The 24658-nt window shown below is 66.0% G+C and carries 22 protein-coding genes; 14 read left to right on the plus strand and 8 right to left on the minus strand.

Going from position 1 to position 24658, the window contains the following annotated elements; all coding sequences use genetic code 11:
- The first annotated feature begins 2 nt into the window (after nucleotides 1-2).
- Nucleotides 3-695: a DUF2889 domain-containing protein gene (locus FMM79_RS09420; protein WP_148627255.1), complete on the plus strand. Its 693-nt coding sequence runs from the start codon at nucleotides 3-5 to the stop codon at nucleotides 693-695.
- Between the two features lie 52 nt (nucleotides 696-747).
- Nucleotides 748-2070: an amidohydrolase family protein gene (locus tag FMM79_RS09425; protein WP_148627256.1), complete on the plus strand. Its 1323-nt coding sequence runs from the start codon at nucleotides 748-750 to the stop codon at nucleotides 2068-2070.
- A 95-nt stretch (nucleotides 2071-2165) separates the two neighbouring features.
- Here the strand turns inward: FMM79_RS09425 and FMM79_RS09430 are convergent, their stop codons facing one another.
- On the minus strand, nucleotides 2166-2963 hold the full coding sequence (locus FMM79_RS09430; protein ID WP_162528471.1) for a helix-turn-helix domain-containing protein: 798 nt from the start codon (nucleotides 2961-2963) through the stop codon (nucleotides 2166-2168).
- 369 nt (nucleotides 2964-3332) lie between these two features.
- Between FMM79_RS09430 and FMM79_RS09435 the strand changes: the two genes are divergently transcribed.
- Nucleotides 3333-4070, plus strand: a complete 738-nt coding sequence (locus FMM79_RS09435) for an enoyl-CoA hydratase/isomerase family protein (RefSeq protein WP_240339083.1) — start codon at nucleotides 3333-3335, stop codon at nucleotides 4068-4070.
- On the opposite strand, the gene FMM79_RS09440 is transcribed toward FMM79_RS09435, so the two are convergent.
- From FMM79_RS09440 to FMM79_RS09460, 5 genes are all read right to left on the minus strand, one after another.
- Complete coding sequence (locus FMM79_RS09440; RefSeq protein ID WP_148627259.1) at nucleotides 3990-5441, minus strand: amidohydrolase family protein; 1452 nt, start codon at nucleotides 5439-5441, stop codon at nucleotides 3990-3992. The genes FMM79_RS09435 and FMM79_RS09440 overlap by 81 nt on opposite strands.
- A complete protein-coding gene (locus FMM79_RS09445) occupies nucleotides 5435-6517 on the minus strand; it encodes a CoA transferase (RefSeq protein ID WP_162528472.1) in 1083 nt (360 codons plus the stop codon). Before FMM79_RS09445 ends, FMM79_RS09440 begins: the two co-directional genes overlap by 7 nt.
- Nucleotides 6518-6521: 4 nt before the next feature.
- Nucleotides 6522-8012: a class I adenylate-forming enzyme family protein gene (locus FMM79_RS09450; RefSeq protein WP_148627261.1), complete on the minus strand. Its 1491-nt coding sequence runs from the start codon at nucleotides 8010-8012 to the stop codon at nucleotides 6522-6524.
- Nucleotides 8013-8030: 18 nt separating this feature from the next.
- Nucleotides 8031-8318, minus strand: a complete 288-nt coding sequence (locus FMM79_RS09455; protein WP_148627262.1) for a hypothetical protein — start codon at nucleotides 8316-8318, stop codon at nucleotides 8031-8033.
- 66 nt (nucleotides 8319-8384) lie between these two features.
- Nucleotides 8385-9614 carry a CaiB/BaiF CoA-transferase family protein gene (locus tag FMM79_RS09460; RefSeq protein WP_148627263.1) on the minus strand — a complete coding sequence of 410 codons (1230 nt, stop codon included), beginning with the start codon at nucleotides 9612-9614 and terminating at the stop codon, nucleotides 8385-8387.
- 213 nt (nucleotides 9615-9827) lie between these two features.
- Here FMM79_RS09460 and FMM79_RS09465 point away from each other — a divergent pair, with 213 nt between their 5' ends.
- Together FMM79_RS09465 and FMM79_RS09470 are read left to right on the plus strand one after the other, a co-directional pair.
- Nucleotides 9828-10622, plus strand: coding sequence for an SDR family oxidoreductase (locus FMM79_RS09465; protein ID WP_148627343.1), 795 nt, complete (start codon nucleotides 9828-9830; stop codon nucleotides 10620-10622).
- A 257-nt stretch (nucleotides 10623-10879) separates the two neighbouring features.
- Nucleotides 10880-11224, plus strand: a complete 345-nt coding sequence (locus FMM79_RS09470; RefSeq protein WP_148627264.1) for a hypothetical protein — start codon at nucleotides 10880-10882, stop codon at nucleotides 11222-11224.
- Between the two features lie 210 nt (nucleotides 11225-11434).
- On the opposite strand, the gene FMM79_RS09475 is transcribed toward FMM79_RS09470, so the two are convergent.
- Together FMM79_RS09475 and FMM79_RS09480 are read right to left on the minus strand one after the other, a co-directional pair.
- On the minus strand, nucleotides 11435-11950 hold the full coding sequence (locus FMM79_RS09475; RefSeq protein WP_240339084.1) for a MarR family winged helix-turn-helix transcriptional regulator: 516 nt from the start codon (nucleotides 11948-11950) through the stop codon (nucleotides 11435-11437).
- A complete protein-coding gene (locus FMM79_RS09480; protein WP_148627265.1) occupies nucleotides 11947-13203 on the minus strand; it encodes an acetyl-CoA C-acetyltransferase in 1257 nt (418 codons plus the stop codon). The genes FMM79_RS09475 and FMM79_RS09480 overlap by 4 nt, the downstream gene beginning before the upstream one ends.
- Nucleotides 13204-13453: 250 nt before the next feature.
- Here FMM79_RS09480 and FMM79_RS09485 point away from each other — a divergent pair, with 250 nt between their 5' ends.
- The 9 genes from FMM79_RS09485 (at nucleotide 13454) to FMM79_RS09525 (ending at nucleotide 24528) form a co-directional block, all read left to right on the plus strand.
- Entirely contained in the window at nucleotides 13454-15166 is a 1713-nt protein-coding gene (locus FMM79_RS09485; RefSeq protein ID WP_148627266.1) for an MFS transporter, read from the plus strand.
- Between the two features lie 129 nt (nucleotides 15167-15295).
- Nucleotides 15296-16465, plus strand: a complete 1170-nt coding sequence (locus FMM79_RS09490; protein ID WP_148627267.1) for a cytochrome P450 — start codon at nucleotides 15296-15298, stop codon at nucleotides 16463-16465.
- Between the two features lie 149 nt (nucleotides 16466-16614).
- Nucleotides 16615-18837 (plus strand): TonB-dependent receptor, encoded by a 2223-nt coding sequence (locus tag FMM79_RS09495; protein WP_240339085.1) that lies wholly within the window; start codon nucleotides 16615-16617, stop codon nucleotides 18835-18837.
- 5 nt (nucleotides 18838-18842) lie between these two features.
- Nucleotides 18843-20222, plus strand: a complete 1380-nt coding sequence (locus FMM79_RS09500; protein ID WP_148627268.1) for an MFS transporter — start codon at nucleotides 18843-18845, stop codon at nucleotides 20220-20222.
- Complete coding sequence (locus tag FMM79_RS09505; protein WP_148627269.1) at nucleotides 20222-20878, plus strand: carboxymuconolactone decarboxylase family protein; 657 nt, start codon at nucleotides 20222-20224, stop codon at nucleotides 20876-20878. Before FMM79_RS09500 ends, FMM79_RS09505 begins: the two co-directional genes overlap by 1 nt.
- Before the next feature lie 139 nt (nucleotides 20879-21017).
- Entirely contained in the window at nucleotides 21018-21248 is a 231-nt protein-coding gene (locus FMM79_RS09510) for a biotin/lipoyl-containing protein (RefSeq protein ID WP_148627270.1), read from the plus strand.
- A gap of 10 nt (nucleotides 21249-21258) precedes the next feature.
- Entirely contained in the window at nucleotides 21259-22386 is a 1128-nt protein-coding gene (locus tag FMM79_RS09515; protein WP_148627271.1) for a Gfo/Idh/MocA family protein, read from the plus strand.
- A 130-nt stretch (nucleotides 22387-22516) separates the two neighbouring features.
- The gene (locus FMM79_RS09520; RefSeq protein WP_148627272.1) at nucleotides 22517-23512 is read left to right on the plus strand and encodes a thiamine pyrophosphate-dependent dehydrogenase E1 component subunit alpha; all 996 of its coding nucleotides are present in this window, start codon (nucleotides 22517-22519) and stop codon (nucleotides 23510-23512) included.
- A complete protein-coding gene (locus FMM79_RS09525; protein WP_148627273.1) occupies nucleotides 23509-24528 on the plus strand; it encodes an alpha-ketoacid dehydrogenase subunit beta in 1020 nt (339 codons plus the stop codon). The genes FMM79_RS09520 and FMM79_RS09525 overlap by 4 nt, the downstream gene beginning before the upstream one ends.
- The last annotated feature ends 130 nt before the right edge of the window (nucleotides 24529-24658 follow it).

Genomic DNA, 24658 nt, shown 5'->3' on the forward strand with positions numbered 1-24658 from the left:
AGGTGCGTCCGGCCTTCCACCGCGCCATCGTGATCCGGCCCGAGCGGGGGCAGGTCACTGCGCTGGTCGAGGACGACCTGCACCATATGAAGGTTACTCTCGACCACGATGGGGATGTCATCACCTGCGTCGAGGGCGAGATGATCCGTGCGCCCTGGTCGACCTGTCCGGGAGCGACCCTAGCGCTGGCCGAAACCTTCACCGGCGCCGCGCTTGACGCTGCGGCGGGTGTCGGCGCGAAGAAGCAGAACTGCACCCACCTTTTCGATATCGCTGTGTTGGCGGCGGCCCATGCCCGCGACGGGCCGCCCACCCGATATGACCTGCGCGTCGAGGACCCGGTTGAGGGCATGCGTTCTATGAACATTGCCCGAAACGGCGAAAAGCGGATGACCTGGACCGAAAAGGACAAGCGCTTCCTGGCACCTGCCGCCATAGCCGGGCTGGGCTACAAGGAGATGGGCCCTTGGATCGCTTCACTTTCTCCTGCGGACGCGGAAATGGCACGGCTCCTGCGCGGCGTCGCGGTGATCTCGCATGGACGGCAGATCCCGATGGAAAAGCAGTCGGATGCCACGCGCATCCCGCCCAATTGCCACACCTTTCAACCCGGACAGCGCGAACAGGCGGTGCGCGTCAGCGGGATCCACGATTTCACCACCGCGATCCATGGGCCGCTCGATGGGCTTCCCTGAGAGCGCGCGCTAGACTGCGACGAAACCATAAATACGTGCTGGAGAGATGGTCATGGAAATGAACGACATGGTGCTGATCAGCGTCGACGATCACATCAGCGAACCACCCGACATGTTCAAGAATCACCTGTCGGCAAAGGATTTGGAGGACGCGCCGCGCTTCGTGACCGATGTGAACGGCAAGGCGGCGTGGGAGTACCAGGGGATGTACCTTCCCTCGGTAGGGCTCAACGCCGTGGTCGGGCGTCCGATGAACGAATACGGGATGGAGCCGACCGCGCTGGAGCAGCTGCGCGAAGGGGTCTACGATGTGCACGCGCGCGTTGGTGACATGGACGTCAACGGCATCGCGGCCTCGGTCAATTTCGGCAGCGTGTTCGACTTTGCGGGCGGGCGCCTCCACCGCGCCAAGGACAAGGACCGCGCGCTGGTGCATCTGCGCGCCTACAATGACTGGCACAAGGACGAGTGGTGCGACGCCTACCCGGCCCGCTTCATTCCCTGCGGCATCCTGCCTACCTGGAACATGGACGCCTGCGTCGAGGAGATCCATCGCCTCGCGAAAAAGGGCTTCAAGGCGGTTTCGGTCAGCGATGCGCCCACCGTCCAGGGCTTGCCCAGCATCCACAATGAATACTGGGAGCCGTTCTGGAAGGCGATCGTCGACACCGACCTCACCATCTGCTGCCATATCGGTGCGGGCAACCCGGCGCCCCACGCTTCGGAGGAAACCCCGATCGAGGCTTGGATCACGACCATGCCCATGTCGATTGCCTATGGCGCGGCGGACTGGCTCCAGCTCGAGGCTCTCCACAAGTACCCGAGCCTGCGCATCGCGCTGTCCGAGGGAGGCATCGGCTGGGTGCCCTACTTCCTGGAGCGGTCCGACTTCTCCAACTGGCGGCACAAGGCCTGGACCAATTCGGTGTTCCAGGACCTGAAGCCCAGCGAGATGTTCAAGCGCCATTTCCTCAACTGCTTCATCGACGACCAGTTTGGCCTGCAGAACATCGAATACATTGGCGAGGACAACATCGCCTACGAGACCGATTACCCACATTCCGACACGCTCTGGCCCGAGGTGCCAGAGCATCTCTACAAGTCATTGCGTCACCTGACCGATGCGCAGATCAACAAGATCACGCACCAGAACGCGATGCGCTGGTTCAACTTCCCGCTCTTCGACCTGGGCCGCAAGGAGGACCTCACCGTAGGTGCGCTGCGCCAGCGGGCCGAGGACGCTGGCGTCGATACCGCGCCCAAGAGCTCGGGCGGCGATCGTCCGGTGGAAGAGGGCACCACCCGTCCGATTACCTCGGGCGATCTCATGCGCATGTTCTCGCAGCATGACCGCCGCAAGAAGGAGAGCGTCTAAGGGCGCCTCCTCTCTCTCCGGCTGCACAGGCCATGAAGAAGGGGCCGGGTCTTGCGACCCGGCCCCTTCTCGTTGGGACTGTTGAAATGGAGGGATCAGGCCGCCGCGACCAGCGGAGTGACCGAATGGTTGTCCTCGCGCTCCACCGCCTGGTTGATCGCGTCCTTGAGCATGCCGCCCAGCGCATCCACGTCGATATTGGCCGAGGGGCGGTAGACGAAACCGATGGCCATCGGCTGGTCCACCGCGTAGGCTGGAAGCAGAGCGGCGCAGATCTCGGCCTCGATGCCAAAGCCCGCTTCGCCAACGACCATACCCTTGCGCTCGTACTGGTCGAGCAGGGTGAGCATCTCGGCATAGGGGATATGCTGACCTTGCGCTTCGGCGTTGAGGCGGCGCACGATGCCCTCGCGGCGCGGACGCGACAGGGTAGAGAGAAGCAGGCGGCCCACGGCGCTGTCGGTCAGGCGCTCGGTCTGGCCGCCGTTGAAGCTTTCGCAGAACATGCCGACGCGGCGGTTGCCGGCCGAGCGGCAGTTGAAAACCTGTGCCTCCACACCGACGAGGCCGAACAGCGCTACGGTCAGGCCCGACTGCGCCTGCAGGCGGTCGAGCAGCAAGGTGAGACGGCCATCGCGGATGATCGGGGCCTGCGTCGAACCGCCCAGCATCGCGGCGCGCGGCGTCGGGCGGTACGAGCGGTTCTGCCCGTCCTTGTAGAGAATGCCCAGTTCGACGAGGCTCGAAAGCAGTTCCGAGGTACTCGACTGCGGCCGGTCATAGCGCCGCACGATATCCATCACGGTCGCGTGCGGATGGGCCTCGTCGAAGAACTGCAGGACCTCGACAACACGACGCGCGATTTTCGCCTTATTCGATGATTGTGCCAGCATATCTCTCTCCTCAAGTCTCTTATTGAACAGCAGTGTTGACTTGCTGGCAGGGGAAGTCAACAAAAATGACACCATATCGTTTTTCTGGCAGGGCGTGATTGTGAGAGTGGATTGAAAATGGCGGAAGAGCTAGGGTTCAGCGTGGCTCACAGGGACTGCAATTTTGACGTCGCCGTGCTTGGCGAAGAGGCTGGGGAGGTTCAACGTCCCCTCGTTGTGCTCGATCTTGATCGGATCGACCCTCTCGATCCGGCGTGTAAACGACTGTCATTGCCGCCGTGTCCGGTGATTGGGCTGGGTGATTCGCGCCATCCACTCGCCGCGCAGCTCGATTGCCTCGTTGAACCGCCGATACGCCTGGAGGGGCTCATGGCCGCGATTTGTGCGCGGCCGCTGGCGGCGAGTGTCCTTGTCCAGCTTCTGCGCCTGATCGAGGGCATGGACCCGGCTCGTGCGCTGGTCGCGGAATCTTTGGCCTACGCGACCTTGCAGGGCGGCGATGAGCATGCCCAGTGGTTGGCCGCACGACGCGCCGCGCCAAGAGATCTTCCGGCAGGACGGCTCCACGTAACGCGCGTGCAAGATGTGTTGCACCTGGAAATGGACCGGCCCGGCACGCACAACGCCATCGATGCCCCGCTGCGCGATGCCCTTCGCGAGGCGCTGGACCTGGCGGTTTTCGATCCCACCATTGGCCGCGTGGAACTGCGCGGCGCGGGACGCACATTCGGGGTAGGGGCGGAGCTGGCCGAGTTCGGGACCACGCGCGATCCGGCCCGGGCTCACGCCATCCGGATGCAGACATTGCCCGCCCTTGCGGCGGTACGCTGCGGCGAGCGGCTGGTCAGCACGGTGCAGGGGCTGTGCGTTGGCGCTTCGCTGGAACTTGCTGCCTTCGGGCGCATCGAGGCGCGCAGGGACGCGATCTTTCACTTGCCGGAACTGGCGATGGGGCTGGTGCCGGGCGCGGGCGGGTGCGTGTCGCTGTCGCGCCGCATTGGCCGTCAGCGCACCGCGCTCATGGTCCTATCCGGCCGCCGCATCAGCGTGGAGACAGCGCTGGCCTGGGGCCTTGCCGACTCGTGTGTCGACGCGCTCGTGGACTAGCCGACCTCCGATCAGGGTGGCCCGCACCATGGCGGCATCCAGAACCTTGCGGGCTGCTGGCCAGGGGCGATCAAGCAGGCACAGGTCGGCCGGCGCGCCTACGGTGATGCGACGCCTGCGCGCAAGATTGGCGGAATCGGCCAGGAACAGGTCAAGCGCCTCTTCGGGAGAGAGGCATTCGTCCGGGCCGAGGATCTTGCCGGCCCGGGTTTGCCGGGTGCAGGCCGCGCGCATGGCGGCCCAGGGATCGAGCGTGCCGTAGGGGGCATCGCTTCCCGTCGCCAGCGTGACGCCTGCCTCGCGGAAGGCGCGCAATCGGTAGAGATGTGACCAGTCGGACGCGGGAACGTCGGCGCGGTAGCGGTCACCCCGCTCGGCAATGAAAGCGGGCTGACTCACCACCTGCAGGCCCAGCTCGGCCATCTGCGCGATGAGCGGATCGGGCGCGATCCCGGCGTGCTCAATGCGGTCACCGGGGCGCGGGCCGGCGCTGCGCAGGAGGGCGAGTGCGAAAACCAGTTCGACTTCGGTGGTGCAGTGGATCGCGACCGCCCGGCCGCGCGCGTGGGCGGCCCTTGCCGTATCCGTCACCGCATCCAGATCGGGCAGGGCGCTTTCGTGGAGGTGGAGCTTGACCGGGCCCAGGGTCAGTCCGGGAAGGAGGGGGACATCGCTCAGTTCCGGCGTTCCCGCGACCATGATCGCAGGGCTGAACCCGGCCGTGCGTGCGGCGTGCAGCCAGGCCACGGTGTCGCGCGCGTTGGCGGGCGACATGTCGGTTACGCCGGTGATGCCCCCCGCCGTCAGACGCGCGCCCAGCGCGGTTAGGTCGGGAGGGCTGGCGGCAAGGGTGGAGCGAAGCCAGGAGTCTTCGTCGAAGAGGCGCCCCGTCCAGTCGCCTTCGATGCGCTCCAGACCCGGGGGCGGGTCGGCGCGCTCCAGGAGTTGGGCAAGGGCGGCGCTGTTGAGGAACCACATGCGCCCCGTCCGGTGCTGGATACGTACCGGACGGGTTGGTAGCCATGCGTCCAGCTGGCGGCGCGAGAGCATTCCCGCAATCGCCTCGTGGTATCCGGTGCCGCGTAGCCAGTCGGAGCCCGGCGCGGCGCAAAGGGCGTGTCGCAGGGTTGTGGTGTCATCCACTTCGGGAGGGCCGCAAGCGACCGAGTGAACGGCGGCGGCACTTGCGGCAAGATGGATGTGATGGTCATGCAGGCCGGGCAGGAGCGCGCCGCCCTTCGCCTCGAGGATGGTCTCGCCCGTCCGGGGAGAAAGGGCGCCGATGGCCGTGATCCGGCCTTTCGCGATACGTACATCGGCGCGCGGGCCATCGATCGGGCCCGAGGCGATTCGCGCATCCCGGATCAGCATGGGATGGCCTCCGGCGCAAGAATCGGTTGGCCGCGCCGCGCATTCCAAACCGTAAGATCTTGAGAAAGGTGCGGGTCGCGGGCCACGGCCTCGCCGACAAGGCCACTCATGGCAACGATCAAGCGGGCGCCGTGTCCGGTGCGATAGTGTTCGAGCGCCGCGCGGGCGGCGAAGATGCCGGTGAGCGGATCGGCAATGGCATCGCCGACGAAGCCGATCTGGCCGGTTTGCGCATGCAGCCGGGCCGAGAGGCCCCCGGCGACGCTGGTGTCGTCACCAAAGCCTACCCAATTGGCCGCCTCGCCCGCAACGCCGTGCCCGGTAATGGTCAGCCAGACGAGCCCGGGCTGCGCACGCACGCACGCGTCGGCGTCGACGCCGAGCTGGCGCAGTGCGCGCGGGCGAGCGGCCTCAATCACGATGTCGGCCTGTGCGATCAGCTGGGTGAGCCGCTCGCGGCCCGCAGCGGTGCGCAGGTCGAGCGCGACGGTGCGCTTGCCCTCGGCGAGGCGGTTGAAGTGGCGGGGATCGGATTCGCGCAGGCGGTCCTCGCGGCCCCGGCTCTCGACGCGCGTGACCTCGCCGCCGCACAGGTGCAGGAGACGCGAGGCAAGGGGGCCGGCCCAGAGGGCAGAGAGGTCGAGCACGCGGAGCAGGCGATGAGGTGCGGGCCGGGCCGGGCCTTGCGCGCTGGTCGCAAGCGCAGGGGAGGCGGGGCGCTCGGACAGGCCCGCGATAGCCATGCCCAGGAGGCGTCCGCGTGCGACCGCCTCGGCCTCGTCCAGTTTGGCGAAGCTGGTGGCAAGGTCGAGGGGGCTGTCCGTCTGGAAAAGCGCAGGCAGCAACTCGCGGTCGCCGGGCCGCGCAAGATTGAGTGCGATCCAACCATCGCGAGTGCGATGAAAACGGCAGCCCCCCCGGCAGGAGACATCTCCCGGCACCGTGAGGCCATGGAGCATGGCGCGTTCGGTAAGCAGTGCGCTAGCTTCTGGAAGTGCCGCGCCTGGGGTGAGCGCGGCGAGGGCATCGAGTTGGCCCTGCGCCCAGCGCGTCAGCGGGATGGCGTGTGCGATCACGGATTCACGCGCCAAACCAGCCCTTCACCTCGCGGCGCAGGAGCTTGCCCATCTCGTTGTAGGGGAGGGCATCGACCACCAGCGTGCGTTCCGGCACGCGGCTGGAGCGCAATCGAGCGCGTACCAGCTGGCACAGCTCGTCGTGGGGCGGGCAGTCGCAATCGGGCGCGGTGACGATGGCGATCCCGACCGCTTCGCCCCATTCCAGGCTGGGGACGCCGGTTGCGCAGGCATCGGCAATCGCGGGGTGAGTGAGCAGTACATCCTCGATCTCGCCGGGAGAGATGTTCTCGCCTCCGCGCACGATCACATCGTCCGCACGGCCTGAGAGGAAGAGATAGCCGTCCTCGTCGAGGTAGCCCGCATCGCGTGTCGGGAACCAGCCATCGGCGGTGAGCGCGGAGCGCTCCTTGTACTCGCCCGAAACCTGTTCACCGCGCACGAAGATCTCGCCCGCCTGATTAGGGCCCAGAACCGTACCGTCCTCGTCGCGAATCTCCAGTTCGAGAGTGGGAAGCGGGCGACCGACCGAGGCGAGCCGGGCGCGCACCCTGGGATCTTCGGAGGCTTTCGCCGCGCGGTGGTCTTCCGGTCCGAGCAGCGCTACCGTGGAACTGGTCTCGGTGAGGCCGTAGGCGTTGGTGAAGGCGGTTTCGGGAAAGAGATCGAGAGCGTCCTCGATGAGTTCGCGCGGCATCTTGCCCCCGCCATAGGAAAGGGCGCGCAGCGAGGACACATCGCCCGGCGTGCCCGCGCGGATCGTTTCGACGACGCGGGCCAGCATGGTCGGCACGACGAAGGCGTGGGTAACCTTCTCCCTCGCGACGAGCTTGAGCCAGCCCTCGGGGGTGAAGGCCGGCAGGAGCACGATCCGGCACTGCGCGTAGATCGAGGTCAGCAGGGCGGCAATCCCGGCGATGTGGTAGGGCGGGACGGTGACGAGGCGGGCCATGTCCTCCTCGGCGGAGCCGAATTCGACGGTGCCGATCACGTAGCTCGACAGGTTGGTGTGCCGCAGGATCGCAGCCTTGGGCGCTCCGGTCGTGCCGCTGGTGAAAAGCTGGACGGCAACGCCGAGCCCGGGATCAGCCTCTTCCAATGGCGCCGCCGCGCGCGCCTCGGTCACGAAATCCCCGCGTTCCAGCAGGGTATTGGCAGCGTCTTCGCAAAGCGTCCCGGCCCGCGCGGCATCGCCCACCAGCAGACAGGGCGTGATCCGGGTGAGCAATGCGGCAAGGTCGGGATCGGCGAGGCGGTAGTTGAGCGGCACGTAGGGCACTCCCGCCAGGGCCGCACCGAACAGCGCGAGTACGGCGGCCTCGCTCGATTCGTCGAGCAGGGCGACATATTCCGCGCCTGACTGGCGGATCGTGCTCGCCGCGCCTTGCGCCGCAGCGAAGAGCTCGGCGTAGGTGAAGCGTGCGCCATCGCACACCAGCGCGGTGCGCTCGGGGGCGGCCTGCGCGGCCATCTCAAGGAAGAGGGCGATGTTCATCGCGCGGGGGCCTTTCGTTCAGTCGGAGGCCGGAAGGGGCTTCGCATCCTTGGTGACGAGCGGGGTGCCGTCGACTGCGAGCGAACCCTTGCCGGGTTTCACGCAAAGCAGTTCGAAGGTGGCCTCGGCATCGACGTAGCGCTTGCCGATGAGCGTGCCATTGGCGTGATCGGTCGCAGGCTCGCTCGTGCTTTGTTTGTCCTCGGTCATGGGGGCGCCGCCGCACTCGATGGTGCCTTGTCCGGCACGGATGACCATCACTTCGGTGTCGCAGGTTGCGCTCTTGAGGCGGGTTCCGGGTTTCATGGCTCATTCCTGTCGTGCTTGCTGCGCGCAAGGCCGCTGGCGGCCCGGCGTCGGGGGGGGCGGGGATCAGGCGATGGCGCCTGTCGCCTTCAACTGTTCGATGCGGTCCCATTCCAGGCCCAGCTCCATCAGCACCAGTTCGGTGTGCTCGCTGGGTTGAGGGGAGCGCGTGGTGGTGATCGCCTCGTGGTCCCATTCGACCGGGCTGCGCGAAAGCTTGAGTGGCTTGTCGCTGCCGTCGGCGGCCTCGACTTCGAGGATGTGGTCGTTGGCCTGGACCTGTTCTTCCTCGGCGAGTTCGAGGAGGTCGAGGATCGGTGCCCACTGACCCTTCATCGTGCGCAGGTGTTCGCGCCAGTAGGCGAAGGGCTGCGTGGCGAAAGCTTCGACGAGGATTGCGCTCGCTGCCGCGGCGTTCGTAATGAGGCTCAGGGGATCGGCAAAACGCGGGTCCTGTGCGGCCTCGGGGCGGCCGACGTGGGCGAAGGTGTCCTCGATCAACCCGGTCGGGCTCACCATGCACAAGTTGATCGTGCGCCCGTCGCTCGTGCGGAAATTCCCCATGAAGGGATTGCGCGCGTTGCCACCCGAGCTGGGCATCGGGTTGCGGGTGATGATCCCGGTCTCGAGAGCCTGGGCCATGTTGGCACCTGCCGCCCAGGTTGCGGTTGAAAGCAGCGAGACGTCGAGCTCCTTGGCTTCGCCCGTGCGTTCGCGGTGGAACAGCGCGGCCGAGATTCCGCCGGCGATGAACATGCCCCCGATCGAATCGCCGAATGCCTGGATGCCCTGGCTGAGCGGCCCCTCCATCTCGGTGGGGGTCATGCAGTCGGCAATGCCGCTGCGGCTCCAGAAGGCGGTGCCATCAAAGCCACCCAGTTCGCGTTCGGGCCCCTTGTCACCCCAGGCGCTGCCGCGCGCGTAGATGATGTTGGGGTTGGCCCGGCGGATGTGCTCGACATCGAAATTGTACTTGCGGCGGTGCTTGGGAAGGTAGTTTGTCAGGAAAACATCGCAGTGCTTCGCCAGCTCGTAGAGCACTTCCTGGCCCTCGGGTGTGGTGAAGTCGAGGCCGACCGAGCGTTTGCCGCGGTTGGGATGCTCGAACAGGGTGTGGCGCTGCGGATCGAGAGTCACGCCGCCCATGTTGAGGAAGCCGCGCTGCGTATCGCCGCGCACGGGATGCTCGATCTTGATGACGTCGGCCCCCCAGTCGGCAAGGACCGCGCCGGCCGCAGGAACAAACGTGAACTGTGCCACCTCGAGCACTCTCACACCTTCCATGACCCTTGCCATCTGCACGTCTCCCCGTTCTGTCTTGACCTCAGGGATAAGGCCAGGGCGCCGCAGCGTCACCCTTCCGGGGCGTGCCGGGCGCGATCATCGCTCCAACGATAGCGCCGTGCGGTGCATGCGCCGTGGCGATATCCCGCCGCCCCGGTGGATTTCGCGAGGGCGGCCCCGCAAGCAGGAGGGCAAAGGCAACATCCGGACGTGGGAGAGCAGCACATGGAACTGGGCAGCGCGACGAGTGCGATCGTGACAGGCGGCGCTTCGGGGCTTGGCCGGGCTAGCGCGGAGGCGCTCGCGGCCAAGGGCGTGAAGGTGGCGATTTTCGACCTCAATGAAGAGGCCGGCGCCGAAGTGGCTGAGTCCATCGGCGGGACTTTCCACAAGGTCGACATTCTCGACGAGGACAGCGTGGAGGCGGGCTTTGCCGCCGCGCGCGCCGCGCACGGGCAGGAGCGCGTGCTGGTTCACTGCGCGATGGTTGCCAAGGGCGGCAAGACCGTGAGCCGGGACAAGGAAACCGGCGCGTGGAAGCGCCTTAGCACCGAGGATTATGCCTTTTCGGCCGAGGGTATCCTGGTTGCGAGCTACCGCGTCGCCTCGATTGCGGCGCTTGGCATGGCGGCAATCGACCCGCTCGGGGAGGACGGCGAGCGCGGCGCAATCATCCTGACCTCCAGCGCGGCTGCGCAGGACGGGCAGGTTGGCCAGGTTGCCTATGGCTCTCTAAAGGCGGGGGTGAACGGGCTTGTCCTGCCCATGGCGCGCGATCTCATGGACCTGGGTATCCGGGTCAATTCGATCATGCCCGGTATTTTCGCGACGCCTCCGATGCTGCGCTTCAAGGACTTCAACGCCAAGATGTGGGACGCGCTCAACGCGTCTGTTCCCTTCCCCAAGCGGCTGGGCCGCCCCGAGGAATTTGCAAGTCTCGTCGTTGAAATTGCCGGCAACAGCTACCTCAATGCGCAAGGATTTCGCATCGACGGTGCGATCCGGATGCCGCCGCGCTGACCTTTTTGGCAAAGCTTGGATGCTCGATTTTTGATTTGATTTCAGGAGACTACGTCCGTTTTGCTCGGCATCGACTCTGAGGTTGCAAACCGTGTTTGCGAAAATTGCATTCGCAGTTGCACAAAGAAATACTAAGCTAGGTTGACATTTCGCCTCACTTAATACTAACCTTGCTTAGCTTTTCGGGGTCAGGTCCCAGACAGATCCCAAAATCAGAACCCAACGCGGACCAGCAGGTCCAAACCAAAGTGAGGCCCATGATGAACACCAAGATGCTCGCATCGCTCTGCGCCGCCGCTGCGTTCCTGCCGCTCAGCGCGCAGGCCACCACGTCTCAGGAAGAGGCCACGACCAGCGCTGCCGCGATCGTGCAGGTCGCCCAGGGCACGCAGGCCCAGGCTCCGGCGGTCGAGGCGCGCAAGGGCTCGATGATTTACAGCAACGGCAAGCGTATCGGCCAGGTCTTCCGCGTGCGCGACAACGGCGATGCGCAGGTCGTCATCAATGGTCAGAGCCACATCGTTCCTGCCGAGACGCTGATCGAAAAGGACGGCAAGCTCGCCACCACGCTCAGCCGCTCGCAGGTCGTGTCCAGCCGTTAAGCGTCTTCTCCCGTGGGGCCTTGCTGACGCCCCGGAGGATCCGCACAGGCGGATATGGGCTGCCGATCCTTCGGCAGCCCCTTTTTCGTGTCGAGCCCAGGACCGGCGATCGCGCAAGGCCAGGCTGAGGCAGAGTGTGAAGACTGTTCGGTGAGCCCGAGGGCGATGGCCACCGGAACAGCTCTTCTTTCTGATTCCAGAAAAGATTCCCTACTGGACGTTCCCGAGGTTCGCCGAGATCGCCTCGAGCGTGGCATTGATCTGCAGCAGTTGCTCATCGGAAAGGCCAGCGAAGGTTGCCTCTTCGCTGAGAGTTGCGACATCGCTCAGCGTGCCGGTCAGTTCCTGGCCCTTGGGCGTCAGGTAGATGGCATGGGCGCGGCGGTCGTCGTGCTTGCGTTTGCGTTCGACCATCCCCTCGGCGATCAGCCGGTCGACCAGGCGCCCGGCGGAGACTTCCGAGATTTCCAGTGTCTCGGCGATGACCCTTTGCGTGGCGCCGGGGCGCGAGGAAACGACGGCAATGACCGTCCATTGCGAGCGGGTGACGCCCAGTTCGGCAATCGCCTCGTCGAAGTGCTTGCGCATGAGCCGCGAGACGATCGCCATCTTGAGTGCCACGTCGCGCTTGAGCGTGTCGGGCGCAGCCTTGCGGCCGTTCGTCCCGGACGTATCGGGGAGGCTCGGGCAGGTGGCCGAGGCCGCGTGGGGCAGCGGGCCGCTCACACCCTTTCGATGATGATCGCAGGGGCCATGCCGCCTGCCGCGCACATCGTGACGAGGGCATAGCGCCCGCCGGTGCGTTCCAGTTCGTCGAGTGCGGTGCCGATAAGGACCGCGCCCGTCGCCCCGATGGGGTGGCCCAGCGCGATGGCGCCGCCATTGGGGTTCACCTTCTTGCGGTCAAGGCCAAGATCGCGGATGAACTTCTCGACGACGACCGCGAAGGCCTCGTTCACTTCCCAGACGTCGATGTCGTCCGGGGTGAGCCCGACGCGGGCGAGAGCCTTGCGCGCGGCGGGCACTGGCCCGTTCAGCATCAAGGTGGGATCATCGCCGATGTTGATGGCCGTGACTACGCGTGCCCGGGGAGTGAGGCTGTGGGCCCTGGCGTATCCGGGCGAGGCGAGGAGCAAGGCGGCGGCCCCGTCGACCACGCCCGAGGACGTGCCGACATGGTGGACGGGCGAGAATTCGAGATCGGGATAACGCCTGCGGATCTGGCCGGCAAAACTTGTCCCCTCGCGCGTGGCGGGCAGATCGTAGAACATGGCAAAGGCGGGTTTCAGTTCGGCGAGGCCTTCGGCGGTGGTCTGGGGACGGGGATATTCCTCATGGTCGAGCAGGACGTGTCCGTCCGCGTCGGTCACGAAGGCGAGCGAGCCCTCGAAGCGCCCTTCGGCGATGGCCCGTGCCGCGCGGCGCTGGCTTTCAGCGCCGAAGGCGTCGAGCTCTGCTCGCGAGATCCCTTCCATCGCGGCAATGGCGTCGGCCGCGAGGCCCTGGTTGGTCTGGGGGTGGCGCGCGTCGAGCGAGGGGTTGTTGGTGCCAAGTCCCCCGGCAATGTGCACCTTCTTCTCGCGCAGCATCGTGCCGTGGTCGACGACATGGCTCATCATCTCGCTGCCCCCGGCAACGACGCAGTCTTCCAGGCCCGCCATGATTTGGCCGGCCGCCATGCTGGCCGCAGTCAGGCCCGAGGCGCAGAAGCGGTCGAGCGTGACGCCGCTGACCGTTACGTCGTAGCCCGCATCGAGTGCGGCCATGCGGCCAAGGTCGCCACCCTGCAGGCCCATCTGCGCGCTGGTGCCCCAGATCACGTCGTCGATGGTGGCGGTGTCAAGGCCGTTGCGATCACGGATCGCGGCGAGAACCGTGCGGGCGATGTGCTGGGGATGCAGGCCCGAATAGGCGCCTTTGCCGGTCTTTCCGATGGCGCGGGGCGTGCGCACCGCGTCGATGATGTAGGCCTCGGCCATGCAAGCTCTCCCCTGGCAACTGGCGGTCCCTGTCGTGCGCTGTTCCGCTGGACGGACTGGGTGCGCGTGTATCTTGGTCTGGCACCGCAGGCGGGATAGGCCAAGGCTTGGGCGCGTGGGCGGGGTACATCTCCGCCCGGGCGATGGCGCGTCGAATATGGCTGGACCTGTAAGGCACAGCGCCGGATCATCGTGGGACGAAACGAAAATGCGCACCAGGGATGGGCGAGCTAGGAACGGGGCAGGGGTGATGGCTGAGGACGCGAAGGACGTGCAGGGGACAGCGCCCGGGACCGTGTCAGGTACCGTGAGCGCATCCCAAGCGCCGCCCGGGACATTCGCGCCGCTGGCCGTGGCACCCTTCCGGCGCATCTGGTCGAGCAGTGTGTGCTCCAATCTCGGGCACCAGATCCTGGGCGTGGCGGCGGCCTGGGAAATGACCCGGCTCACCGATTCGCCCGCCATGGTGGCCGGGGTGCAAACCGCGCTCATGCTGCCGCTCATGCTGGTGGCGCTGCCCGCAGGCGCGCTCGCGGACATGTTCGACCGGCGCATCGTTGCCATGTGCGGCCTTGCCTTTGCGTGCCTTGGCGGCAGCGTCATGGCGCTGTGCGGGCTCCTGGGACTGGTCACGCCTTGGCTCATGTTGGGCCTGATCTTCGCAATCGGCTCGGGCGTTGCGCTGTTCGGTCCGGCCTGGCAGGCCTCGATCAGCGAGCTGGTCCCGCCCCGCCTGCTCCCTCCTGCGGTCGCGCTGGGTTCGGTCAGCTTCAACCTGGCACGCTCGGTTGGCCCCGCCATCGGGGGTTTTCTGGTGCTGGCTGCGGGCGCTCACGTGGCCTTCGGGGCCAATGCGTTGGGGTACATCCCCTTTCTCCTCGCCTTCTATTTCTGGAAGCGCGAGCAGCCGGCCTCGCGGCTGCCGCCCGAAAGCCTAGGCCGGGCGCTTGTTTCGGGCATGCGGTTCGCATTGCACGCGGGCGGGGTGCGCAACGCCATCGTGCGCGTCTTCCTTTTCGGCTTCTGCGTGGCGACAGCCTCTGCGCTCGCGCCGCTGATCGCGCGCGACCAGCTCGCGGGCGACGCGGCGTCCTATGGCGTCCTCCTGGGCGCAGGCGGTGTCGGTGCGATCCTGGGCTCGCTCTCGACCTCGACCCTGCGCGCGCGGCTGGGGCCCGAGCTGGCCATCCGAATCGGAACGCTGGTGACTGCGGCCGCGCTCGTCGGCATTGCCTATAGCCGCTCGATCTGGGTCGCGGCACCGTGCTTCCTGCTCCAGGGCATGGGGACGATGATGGTGCTTGCGATGCTCAACGTGGCTGTCCAGCTTTCGGCCCCGCGCTGGGTGACCGCGCGTGCGCTGTCGCTTTATTCCTCGGCGGTGACAGGGGGGATCGCGCTGGGCTCGATCGGGTGGGGCGCGATCAGCAACGGGCTGGGCCTGCAGACGACCGTGCTGGTTTCGGGCCTGGTGCTTGCGGCTACGGTGGGGTTGGGTTTCCTCCTGCCCATGGCGCGCGAAGGCGAGGATCGCCGCGCGCCGGTGTCGCTGGGCCAGGGCCCTGAAGTGGCGCTGGATCTGTCCGCGCGTTCCGGGCCGATCGAGATCGAGCTCGACTACCGTGTGGAGCCTGGCAACGCGCGCGAATTCTTCCGGCTGATGCAGGACGTGGGCAAGGCGCGGCGGCGCAATGGCGGGTTCGCCTGGTCGCTGGCGCGCGATATCGCGGACACGCAGCTGTGGATCGAGCGCTACGAATGCCCGACCTGGGGCGACTACCTGCACATGCGCAACCGCTTCACCCAGGCCGACCTCGATCTCCAGGAAAAGGTGGAAACTTTCAATACGCTGCGCGATGGGTCGCGGCTGCGTCGGCGGTTGATGCGGCCCTTCGGATCGGTGCGTTGGCGCGCCGAGGTCCCCGATCCCGGCCCCGATCAGCCCCGCCCCTTCAGTTACTGAGGCGCGCCTCGTAGCTTCCCCGATCTTGACGGGCCTTTGTCTGGATATGATGCTTTGTGTACCATAATAGAGGATAATAGAGGATAATAGAGGATAATAGAGGATAATAGAGGGCGAGGAGAGGGGACGATGGAGGCACAGGCTCTTGCGGACCATCGCAAGTCGGCCGCTGCGGCGCAGGAGGGGTTTCGTCTCGACGCCAAGGCGCGACGGCTGGCGAGCTTGCGCGAATCGCGCGCGGCGCTGCGCAGCGCCAGCCTGCTTCAGGACGGTCCGGGATCGGAGGATGTGGCCGGGGGCAATCCCGAACACGTCCCTGTCTTCTATCTCGACGGGCCCGCGCACGCGCAGCGCCGTGCGGCTATTTCCCGCTTCTTTACGCCCAAGGCGATCCAGACCCGCTACCGCACAATCATGGAAAATACGACCGCGCACGTCCTCGATGATCTGCGCGCGACAGGTACGGCCCGGCTCGACCGCATCGCCTTTGAACTGACGGTGGCGGTGGCCGCCAACATCGTCGGCCTGACCGAGACCTCGCCCGGTCAGATGGCGCCGCGCCTCCAGCGCCTGCTGCGCACCGCGTTCACTCCGGCGACGGGGTTGGGCAAGCTGCGCGACCGGATCATCCGCAGCGTCTATGGCGTTTGGTTCTACCACGCCGATGTGCGCCCGGCCGTGGCGCGGCGGCGCGCCGAGCCAGGCGACGACATCATCTCGGAGTGTCTCGCCAAGGGTTATTCCGACAAGGCGATCCTGATCGAGTGCATGACTTATGCGACCGCGGGCATGGTCACCACGCGCGAGTTCATCGTGATGGTGGCCTGGCACCTGTTCGAAAATCCCGAACTGCGCGCGCAGTTTCTGGAAGGCGACGAGGACGCGCAGATGGCGATCCTCTTGGAAATCCTGCGGCTCGAACCGATTGCCTCGGTGCTCTACCGCCGCGCGGGCGAAGGCGTGTGCGACCAGGTGCTGGGCGAGGTTCGGGGCGGCGAGCGGCTGGCGATCGACCTTCGCGCGGTCCATGGCGATGCGCAGTCGGTGGGTGCCTGCCCCCATGCGATCGATGCCGGGCGCGCCCGGCGCGAAGGCCAGAAGGCCGAATTCCTGAGCTTCGGCGATGGGCCGCACCACTGTCCCGGCTGGCAGGTGGCGCTCCACGAAACCCGGACTTTCATCGATCAGCTGCTGCGAGTGCCGGGCATTGCGCTGGCCCGCGCGCCCGACATCATCTGGAATTCGCAGCTGATGAGTTACGAACTGCGCGACGCCCAGTTGACCTGCGCCGTGACTTGACAGGGCGGCGGGATCGCCGGAGCGAACTTTGCCCTTTCCTTGTGACAGGCCACGGAAGCCGATTTAACCTCGCGGCCTGAGAGAGTGCATGGACGTGAAGGCGCCTGCAGCGCGCCGGTTACGAGCCGTGCCCGAAAGGGGAGAAGGGTGTGAGGACCCGAAGGGCTTTTCTTGTAACGGCGTCATGTCTGCCGCTTGTGCTGGCCGCCGCGCCCGCCGCGGCGCAGGACAGGGCGTCCGGGACCACCATTCCTCAGGACGAGAGCATTGCGGTCGAGCGGGTCATCGTCGTGACCGCGCAGCGCCGCGCCGAGGCGCAGGTTGACGTGCCGATCTCGATCACCGCGCTCGATGCCGGGATGCTGGAAACCGCCAACGTGCGCGAACTCTCGGGCATCCAGAGCATGGTCCCTGCGCTGCGCTTTGATCGCCAGAGCCAGTTCGTCCAGCCTACCATCCGCGGTGTCGGGACCAGCATCACCACATCGGGCGGCGGCTCGAATGTCGGGATCTACGTCGACGGCTTCTATTCGCCCAATCCGGCCGAGGCCGATTTCGACCTTCTCAAGGTGCGCAGCGTGCAGGTGCTGAAAGGCCCGCAGGGGACACTCTTCGGGCGCAACACCACGGGCGGGGCGATTCTGGTCGAGACCGCCGATCCCAGTGTCGATCGGGCGATGGAGTTCCGCGCCTCGCTCGCCAGCTTCGAGGCGATCCGCGCGCAAGGCTATGTCACTACAGGGCTTACCGACAGCCTCGCGCTCGACCTCGAAGTCAACTACGCCACCGGCAAGGCTTTCCAGCGTAACATCGCAAGCGGCGCACGTGACCGGCGCTACCGCAACTGGCAGGTGCGCACCGGACTGAAGCTGGATCTGGGCGATGTCACCGCCAAGCTGCGCTACCAGCATGTCGAGACCGACGACCCGCGCCCGCTGCTCTACAACATCTTTGTCGACGACGTGCTGGGTGTCGGTGCGCCCAGCTTCGCGCCGCCCTCCACGTACACCGCCGATCCTGACTACTATGCGCCTGGGTCGGATCGCAGTTTCATCAGGACCAACAATGACATCGTGCAGCTGACGCTCGAGGCGGACCTGGGCTTTGCCGAGCTTGCGTCCTTCACCCAGTACCGCGACCAGGACGTCGATGCTTCGCTCGATCTCGACAAGACCGCGTTGACAATCTTCCAGTACGGCCTGCCGGTCTACAACCGTACCTTCACGCAGGAATTCCTGCTGACCTCCAAGCCTGGCCCGGCGCTGCAATATACCGCGGGGCTGTTCTACCTGTTCAATTCGGATCGCTACAAGACCTACGCGGACAACGCCGTGCCGCTGGGCTTTGGTCGGGTGCGTCTGGGTGGCTCGGATGCGCCCACGCGCAGCTATGCCGCCTTCGTCGACCTCACATACGAAGTCACGCCCAGCCTCTTCGTGACAGGCGGCCTGCGCTATGCCCACGACACCATCACAAACGCGTTCTACAACGTCGGGGAGGAGGCCTTTGACGTTACGGACGTGAAAAGCGACCGTTTCACCCCGCGCCTCGTCGTGCGCTACAAGCCGAACGATACGACCAGCATCTATGCCTCGTACGCGCGCGGCTACAAGGCGGCGATCCTCGATGTTGGCGGCTCTTGCCAGAATCCGCCGGACTTCGTGTGCAACGATGTCTCGCCCGAGAACATCGATGCCTTCGAGATCGGCTTCAAGACCGAGAGCGAACTGCTCAGCTTCGAGGCCGCGGCTTTCTACTACGACTACCGCAACCTGCAGGTTTCGCTCTTCACCGATGGCCGGGCCGAGATCATCAACGCCGCCAAGGCCGAGGTCTACGGCGCGGAGGCCTCGCTTGCCTTGCGGCTGGGCGCGGGGTTCTCGATCACCGCGGGCGGCGCCTATGTCCATGGTCGCTACACCGACTTTCCGGGCGCCCCGGTCTACATGCCCTGCGCCGATTTCGGGCCGGATGTAGCCGCTTCGTGCGCGGCCGGCGGTGTTTCCTATCTCAACGTGCCGGTCGATCTGAAGAACGTCGACATGCAGCGTACGCCCGAGTTCACCGGCAATTTCGGCGCGCGCTGGGAAGTGGGGCTGGCCGGCGGCGAACTCGCGCTGTCGGGCAATTTCTACTACACGTCCTCGTTCTTCTTCGGCCCGTCCGGCACCCAGTTCCAGGGCGGTGACTACGAGACGCTCGCGCTGCGCGCGCAATGGGACGATTCCGAGAGCCGCTTCTTCCTTGCCGTCTTCGGCGACAATGTGACCGACAGCCGCTACGTCAATCAGGTCCAGTACAACAACTTCGGTTTTGGTGCGACCTGGAGTCAGCCTCGCACCTGGGGCGTCGAGATCGGCTACAGGTACTGAGGCGCGTGCTGACCGACACCTCCATTGCCGAGGGTGAGGGTGCGACCGGAGAGGGGGCCGCTCCAACTGCTGCGCCGCCCGAACTTCCGGGCATGGCCTACCGCGCTTATGTCCTCGCTCTCCTGACGCTGATCTCGGCGCTGAGCGCGGTGGACCGGCAGATCCTCGACATCCTGGTCGAGCCGATCCGCGCCGACTTCGGCCTTTCCGATGGTCAGCTTGGAGCGCTTAACGGCATCGCCTATGCCGGGGTCTATGCGCTCGCGGTGATTCCGCTCGCGCGGCTGGCGGATCGCTATCCCCGCAAGATCGTGATTGCCGCCGGCATCGTCATCTGGAGCCTGGCCACGACCGCCTCCAGCCTTGCCCGCAATTTCACCCATCTGTTCGTCGCGCGCATGGGCGTGGGTTTGGGCGAGGGAGGCCTTAGTTCACCTGGCCCTGCGCTCCTGTCCGATCTCTTCCCGCGTCACCAGCGCGGTACGGTGACCTCGATCTACATGACAGGTCCTGCGATCGGGATGGGCCTCGCCTATGCTGTGGGCGGCTACGTTGTGGCCGCCTATGGCTGGCGTGCGGCGTTTCTGGTTGCCGGGCTTCCCGGTCTGGTGCTGGCCGCGCTGTTCTACCTTACCGTGCGCAACGTGCCTAAGGGCCTGGCCGACGGACTGCGCGCGGATCCCCCTCAGCCTGGTCTGGGACGGACGTTCAAGGCTATCGCGGCCTTGCGCACGATCCTCTGGATGATCGTGGCGCTGGCCTGCCTCGCGCTCATGGTCAACGGGCTGCTGCGTTGGATTCCGGCCTATCTTACGCGTACGCAGGGTCTCGCGCCGGTCGAGTTCGGCGGCTGGCTCGGTGCTGCGGTGGGGACGGGCAGTTTCGTCGGCCACCTTGTCGGCGGGCCACTCGCCGATTGGGTGGGGCGCCGCGATCCGCGCCGCCAGATGGGGATCGGTATCGCCGCCAGTCTGGGGGCCGCGCTCACCATCGTCGTGCTTTTCAACGCGCCTTCGATGGCGGTTTTCTATGGCCTTGCGGGCTTCCTGTCCTTTACCGGCGGGATCTTCGCTGCCCCGCTCATCATGGTCTGCACCACGCTGCCGCCCGTCTGGGCCCGCGCGACGACGGCGGCGATGACGCTGATGGCGGTCTACCTCGTGGGCTATGGCTTCGGACCGGCGCTGCTGGGCGTCCTCAGCGATGCACTTGCGCCGACCTTTGGTGAGGATGCGCTGCGCATCGCGCTCCTTTCCAGCACGGTCCTGGCGCTTCCCGCCACTTTCAGCTTCGCCATGGCCGCACGCCATTACCGCGCGGACCTTGCCGAGAGCGAACGTCAGCTTGCCCGGGATGCCGGGCGGCCCGAAAGGGAGATCCCGTGATGACGACACCGCCCCGCCGCCTGCCCAATCTCCCGCGTGAGGAGTGGACCGACCCTGCGCGGGAGGTCTTCGCCTTCTGGGGCGAGCCTAACGCGCGCGAGGAAGGATCGCGCACCAACATCATGATGGTGCTTGCCAACCACCCGGACATGGCCATGCCCTACAACCATTGGGCCAGGCACCTCTTGATGACCAACACGCTACCTACCCGCGCGCTCGAACTTCTGATCCTGCGCGTCGCCTGGCGGGTGAAGAGCGCCTATGAATGGCACAATCATGTCGGCTACGGCCTCAATGCCGGACTGACCCTTGAGGACATCGCCGCGATCCGCGACTATCCCGAAGGCGCGGGGGGCTGGGGTGAGGCGGATCGGCTCGTACTGGATGCGGTCGATGACCTGATGGACCGGCATAGCGTTTCGGACGCGACCTGGGAGGGTCTGGCGCGGCATTACGACCGGCGCCAGGTGATGGATCTGGTCATGTCCATTGGCCACTACGTGATGACGAGCTGGGCGCTGTCTTCTTTCGGCGTGCCGATAGAGGGAGATGTCGACCCCATCGGCTTTGATCTCAAGACCGCTTCGGGCGAAGGGCCGACCCGTACCTTCAAACCAGGTGAAGTTGACGATTGGACAACGCGCAACCAGGCCTGAGCCTTTACTCCTGGCCCGCGCGCCATCGCCGGGCCGATAGAATGGCGCGGGCCTCATCGCGCAATTGCAGCGGGCCGGACGCGAGGTCAGAACAGATCCCGACATCAGTTCACGAACATGAGGGTGGAGGCATAGCAGCATGGCGACCGAGATCATCTTTCCCAAGATCGGCTTCTCGATGACCGAGGGGCAGATCGCGGAATGGACCTTTGGCGAGGGCGAGGAAGTCACCGAGGGCGAGTGCCTGTTCCTGCTCGAAGCCGACAAGTCCACCAACGAAGTGGAGGCCCCGGCGTCCGGTATCCTGCGCATCACCGTGCCCGAGGGCGAGACGGTGCAGGTCGGCACCATCGTCGGCACCATCGAGTAAGGCGCAGGCGATGACGCTCAAGGTCGGTATTGTCGGCGCCGCCTGGGGCGGCATGGCCCATCTTCCCGCCTGGCGCGCGGTGCCCGGCGTCGAGGTAACCGCGATCTGCACCTCGCGCGAGGAGACGGCACGCGCTGCTGCGCAGAAGCTGGGGGTGGAGCGCGCCTTCTGGGACGCCCACGAAATGTGCCGCGATCCCGATATCGACATCGTGGACCTGGGCACCCGGCCCAATTTCCGTCAACCCTGGCTTGAGACCGCGCTTGCCCATGGCAAGCACGTCTACAACGCCTCGCCCCATGCGCCGGGATGGGAGGGGGCCAAGGCCATCGACGCGGCTTGGCAGGCCTCGGGCGTGCTCGGCGTCGTCGATGCCTTCATCGAATACGTGCCGGCCGTGCGACGCCAGATCGAACTGGTGCACGAAGGCTATATCGGTACGCCCATAGGCGGGACCTGCCATCTTAACATTTCGCTGTTCAACCGTGCCTCGAAGCAGTTCCCCTATAACTGGTTCGCGCGAAGCGACGCGGGCGTTTCGGGCCTGCGCAACAATGGCAGCCACGCGCTCTATCCGCTTCTTGCCATGCTGGGGCCGGTCGAGGAGGTCGTGGCCGATGATCGCCAGGTCCTCTCCGAATGGGTTTACGAGGATGGCGAGCGGGTCACGCCCGAGACGACGGACACCGGCAACGCGCTGCTGCGCTTTGCAAAAGGGCCGATCGTGCAACTCCAGGCGGGCTGGGCGATGACGATGCATGATGGCTGGCTGCTCGACATCTACGGAACACATGGGAGGCTGGTCACCCGCGCGCCCACCTTTCCGAGCGCGCAGGACTGCACGCTATGGGGCCTCCGGGCCCACGACAAGCCCGACCCGCACGCGCCGAGTGACCTGCAGGCGCTCGACATCCCCGAGGCGTACCGGGTGGACCCTGCCGTCACCATCGACGCGAGCTTCCCGATCCCCCCCTGCTTCCCGATGGCACTGGCCATGCAGCGTATGGTCGCGGCAATTGGAGGCGAGGGTACTGCCACGCCTGACTTCGCCCGTGCGCTGGAGGTCGAGAGCTGCCAGGAAGCGATGTCCCGCGCTCAGGTGGAAAGGCGCTGGGTCGCGCTGTCTGAGGTTGCCTGAATACGACTGTTTTGCAGGTGCTTGGAGGAGGTGTTCCCGAGATATCGCCGTGGCGCAGCGGCTCTCGTTGACCTTGCTGGCGCGGCCCCTGACAGTTCCCCTCGACGCCTGAAGCGAGCGAGGTTTTCTCATGACCCAACCCAGTAACGCCCCCCAGCCGGATTCCGCCGCGCTGACCGACATCTTCCGCCGGATGCTGCGGATCGAGCGCAACGACGACGCGATCCTATCCACCATCCGCAAGGGGCGCCTGCAGATGCCCTACTACTCTGCGCGCGGGCAGGAGGTGATTCCGGCGACGATCTCCCACTTCCTCACCGACGAGGACCAGATCTGCACAATCTACCGCGGCATCCAAGACATGGTCGCCAAGGACATGCCGCTCAAACCCCTCTGGGCCGAGATCGCGGGCCGCGTCGACGGCACCTGCAAGGGCAAGGGTGGCCCGATGCATCTCACGCATCCGCCTACGGGGGTGATGGTGACGACGGGAGTCGTGGGCTCCTCGATGCCGATAGCCAATGGCCTTGCATGGGCGGCGAAGCTCGACGGTTCGCGGCGCGTAGTCATTGCCTATTTCGGCGATGGCGCTTCCAATATCGGCGCCTTCCACGAGTCGCTCAACCTGGCTTCCTTGTGGAAGCTTCCGGTCATTTTTGTGTGTCCCAACAATGGCTTTGCCGAACACACTCGTTTTGAGAATGGCACTTCGGTCGACCGGATATCCAAGCGTGCGATCGGCTACGGCATGCCGGGCTTCACCGTTGACGGCAACGATCCCTGGGAGATGTACGCGCAGGTCTCGACCGCAATTGCGCGCGCGCGCGACGGGGAGGGGCCAACCCTGCTCGAATGCACGACCTTCCGCTTCCTTGGCCACGTGCTCGGCGATGACAACAAGTACATGGCCGAGGGCGAACTGGCCGCCGCGAGGGAGAGGGACCCGTTGCCCCTGTTCCGTCAGCGCCTGCTCGACGAAGGGCACGTGGACGAGCCGACACTTGCCGCGATGCAGGAGAAGATCGAGGCCGAGGTGGCCGAGGCCCGCGACTTCGGCCTCGCCAGCGAACTGCCCCCGGTGGACGAGATTCGCCGCGATGTCTTTGCCCAGGAGATGATGGCATGAGCACGACGACAACCAGCGCGGCCAAGCCCGCCGGGACGAGCAAGATGAACAGCCTCCAGGCCGTTAACGCGGCGCTGCACCAGGCCATGGCCGCCGACGACAAGGTCCTTGTACTTGGCGAGGACATCGCCGACCCCGAAGGCGGCGGCGTGACCGGCGCGACGGCAGGCCTTTCAACGAAATTCGGGGGCGAGCGCGTGCGCTCCACCCCGATCTCGGAGCAGGCCATCATCGGGGCGGCCATTGGCGCTGCGCTTGCCGGGTACAAGCCGGTGGCCGAGATCATGCTGATGAACTTCACCACGGTCGCGATGGACATGATTTTCAACCACGCGGCCAAGCTGCGCTTCATGTCGGGCGGACAGACCTCGGTGCCGATCACCATTCGCACCCTGACAGGCGCCGGTTGGCAGACCGCGGGCCAGCACGCCGATCACCTCGAAGGCTGGTACGCGCACGCGGCCGGGATCAAGGTCGTCGCGCCGTCCAACCCGGTCGACTACAAGGGCCTGCTGCTCTCGTGCATTGACGACCCGGACCCGTGCATCTTCATCGAGAGCGCGGGCTCGCTGTTCGTGCCCGCCGAAGTTCCCGATGACCAGGGGCCGATTCCACTTGGCAAGGCGCGCATCGTTCAGGAAGGTTCGGACCTTACCATCGTCACTTGGTCAAGCCAGACCGTGCGCGCACAGATGGCGCTCCCCGCACTGGCCGAGGCGGGCCTGTCGGTCGAACTCATCGACTTGCGCACCATCTCGCCCTGGGACCGCGAAACCGTGCTCGCCTCAGTGCGCAAGACCGGGCGGCTCCTCGTCGCGCACGAAGCGGTTCGCGATTTCGGCCCCGGTGCGGAGATCGCCGCGACTGTCTCGGAAGAGCTGTTCGGCGTTCTCAAGGCCCCGGTTCGCCGCCTTGGTGCGCCCAAGTGCCCGGTGCCCTTCGCGAAGGTCCTGGAAGATGCCTACATCGTCCAGCCCGACCAGATGGTGGCCGTCGCGCAGGCGCTGATGGGGTGAGAAAGTATTATGTGAACCAAGGGGCCATCGCCCCTTGAAACCGAAATGGGCGATCTCACCTGTCTCGGCCAAGGCAGCGCGGGTAAGGTGAGGTTGCCGGTTTTGGGAGTCCGAGGACGATGGCCCTCGG

Source organism: Novosphingobium sp. BW1 (genome assembly GCF_008107685.1).
GTDB lineage: Bacteria > Pseudomonadota > Alphaproteobacteria > Sphingomonadales > Sphingomonadaceae > Novosphingobium.